Raw genomic sequence first — 875 nt, forward strand, 5'->3', positions numbered from 1 at the left:
GAGCTTGTCTCACGTGGCGTGAGATGGATGCGGCATGATGTCTTGCCATGGGTGTCGGTCTGTCGCGGCGGTTGGTTCCTGACGAACTCTGGGCGCTGGTCGCTCCGTTGCTTCCGTCATTCGCCTCGCGTCCGCAAGGCGGGGGCACGGCCCCGTGCGACGAGCGGGCCGTGTTCACCGCTGTGGTGTACGTGTTGACCAGCGGATGCGCATGGCGGCACCTACCCGAGACCTTCGGGGTTTCTCCCGCCACCGCGCACCGCCGGTTCTCCGCTTGGACCGAGGCTGGGCTTTGGAGACGGTTACACCAGGCAGTGCTGGACGAGCTCGGCGCGCGCGGTGAAGTGGACTGGACCTCAGTGATCGTGGATGCGGCCTCCGTCCGCGCGAAAAGGGGGGATCGCTGACCGGGCGCAATCCGGTCGACCGGGGCAAGAAGGGCAGCAAGCTGCACGTCCTGTCCGACGCTCGGGGCTTACCCCTGGCACTCGGTGTGTCTGGTGCGAACGTCCATGACAGTCAGGCTCTGCTGCCGCTGGTCCTGGGCATACCCGCGATCCGGTCGCGGCGCGGGCCGCGCCGGCGCCGTCCCGGCAAGCTCCGTGCGGATAAGGCCTACCACTCCGCCGAGCACCTGAGGTGGCTGCGCAGCCGCGGCATCGTGCCACGCATCGCCCGCCCGGGAATCGAATCCAGCGAGCGGCTCGGCCGACACCGCTGGAAGATCGAAAGGTCGATCTCCTGGCTCTTCGGCTACCGCCGCCTCACCGTCCGGTACGAGCGGAAGGGTAAGCACTTTCTCGGCTTCCTCGGCCTCGCGGCCACCCTGACCTGCTACAAGAAGCTGTCCAACCTCACCACGTGAGACAAGTTCT

1 protein-coding gene is annotated in these 875 nt (G+C 67.2%); it reads left to right on the forward strand.

Annotation, left to right across the window (positions count from 1 at the left end; translation table 11 throughout):
• Nucleotides 1–59 precede the first annotated feature (59 nt).
• A protein-coding gene (locus ASC56_RS37360; protein ID WP_234376782.1) for an IS5 family transposase occupies nucleotides 60–865 on the forward strand; the annotation gives its coding sequence in 2 pieces (ribosomal slippage) (nucleotides 60–390 and nucleotides 390–865; 807 coding nt in all).
• Nucleotides 866–875 lie beyond the last annotated feature (10 nt).

It is taken from the genome of Streptomyces sp. TP-A0356, assembly GCF_001417775.1.
Lineage (GTDB): Bacteria > Actinomycetota > Actinomycetes > Streptomycetales > Streptomycetaceae > Streptomyces.